Source organism: Mesorhizobium sp. M7A.F.Ca.US.006.04.2.1, assembly GCF_004022915.1.
Classification (GTDB): domain Bacteria; phylum Pseudomonadota; class Alphaproteobacteria; order Rhizobiales; family Rhizobiaceae; genus Mesorhizobium; species Mesorhizobium ciceri.
On the sequence record NZ_RZQA01001032.1, the window covers coordinates 1 to 1,945 of the forward strand.

At 66.2% G+C, this 1,945-nt stretch carries 1 protein-coding gene and 1 pseudogene; both read left to right on the forward strand.

Features of this window, described 5'->3' with window-relative positions; all coding sequences use genetic code 11:
- Positions 1-658, forward strand: a 658-nt coding sequence (locus EN925_RS33815) for an ABC transporter permease (protein WP_164894584.1), incomplete at its 5' end; no start/stop codon positions are given.
- A gap of 137 nt (positions 659-795) precedes the next feature.
- Positions 796-1,945: pseudogene (locus EN925_RS33820) on the forward strand (enoyl-CoA hydratase-related protein); the annotation flags it as partial.

A 1,945-nucleotide genomic window follows, 5' to 3' on the forward strand; every position in this document is an offset into this window, starting at 1 on the left:
TTTGGCGGCACTTGCCTGCGGGGCGGCGATCGGCGCCGCCAACTACCTGCTGATCTGGGCGCTGCGCATCCCGCCGATCATCGCCACGCTATCGGCCAGCTTCATCATCCAGTCGATCGACATCAGCTATGGCCGCGGGCTGCAGATCAAGCCGCCGCCGGGCTTCGCCGATTTTGCCAACTGGCAGGTGCTGGGCATTCCGGTGCTGGCGATCCTCACGGTATTGTTCACCGTCGGCGCGGCCATCGCGCTGCAGCGTATGATCTATGGCCGCTCGGTGCTGGCGATCGGCCAGAACATTCGCGCGGCGTGGCTGGCCGGTGTCAATGTCGGCCGCATCCGCTTCCTCACCTACACGCTGTCGGGCGCGCTCGGCGGCATCGACGGCGCGCTGCTCGCCGGCTATTTCCGCGGCGCCAATGTCGACATCGGCAACGAATACCTGCTGGCCTCGATCGCCGTCGTCGTCATCGGCGGCACGTCGGTCGCCGGCGGCAAGGCCAATGTCCCCGGCGTCTGGGGCGCGGCTTTGTTCCTGGTGCTGCTTTTGACCATGCTCAACACGTTTGGGGTGAGCGCGGGGGTGCGGTTGCTGCTGACGGGGCTGATCATTGTCGGGGTGATCACGGCGGCGGGCGGGCAGAAGGCGCTGCGGTAGCCTCCGCCTTCGTCGTCCCAGACACCTTCAAGGCCAGTAATCATTGTGCCAGGCCGACATCCGGTTCCCTTCGACGTTATGGCGCTGTAAATCCCGTTCGCGTGGCCACGGCCGCTGAATAATGCTGGGAGGTTTGCGTGTCCGATTTTGTGAAGGTCAGCCGCGACGGCGACGTCGCCGTCGTCACCATCGACAATCCGCCGGTCAACGCGCTGAGCTTCCATGTCCGCGAACCGCTGATGCAGGCGCTGGTCGAATTGCGCGACGATGCGTCGGTTGCCGCCATCGTCATTACATGCGCCGGCCGGACCTTTGTCGCCGGTGCCGACATCACCGAGTTCGGCAAGCCGATGCAGCAGCCCGAACTGCGCGCCATCGTGGCGACGCTGGAAACCATCGCCAAGCCGACGGTCGCAGCCATCCACGGCACCGCGCTCGGCGGCGGGCTGGAGCTGGCGCTGGGCTGCCATTTCCGTGTTGCCGATGCCGGCGCCAAGCTCGGCCTGCCGGAAGTCAAACTCGGCCTGCTGCCGGGTGGCGGTGGCACGGTACGGCTGCCGCGCCTTGTCGGCGCGGTGAAGGCGTTGAAGATGATCGTCTCAGGTGCGCCGATCGGCGCGACCGAGGCGCACGCCGCCGGTCTCGTCGATGCCGTCTTCGAAGGCGATCTGACCACGCATGCCGTGAACTTCGCTGGGGAAATCGCCCGCAAGGGTGGTCCCTTCACGCCGGTGCGCGATCGCAATTAAGGACTCAAGCAGGCCGACCTCGCGGCGTTCGACGTCGAGGCTGCGGATCTTGCCAGGAAAGCGCGCGGGCTCGAGGCACCGATCGCTTGCGCGCAGTCGGTGCGCAATGCCGTCACGCTGCCGTTCGATGCGGCGCTGGCGGCAGAGCGTGCGCTGTTCGTCAAACTGGTCGCCAGCGACCAGTCGCGGGCGCAGCGGCATCTGTTCTTCGCCGAACGTGAGGCGGCAAAGCTTCCGAGCAAGGACATCGTCAAGCGCAGGATCGCCCGCGTCGGCGTCATCGGCGCCGGTACGATGGGGGGCGGCATTGCCATGGCCTTCGCCAATGGCGGCTATTCCGTGATTTTGCTGGAAACCAGCCACGAGGCCCTGCAACGCGGCTTGGCGACCATCGACAGGAACTACTCGGTGTCCGTCACGCGCGGTTCGCTCAGCGAAGACGCCAAGCGGCAACGGCTCGCCCAGTTCAAGGGCTCCACCGACTATGCCGATCTCGCCGACTGCGACCTGATCGTCGAGGCGGTGTTCGAGGACATGG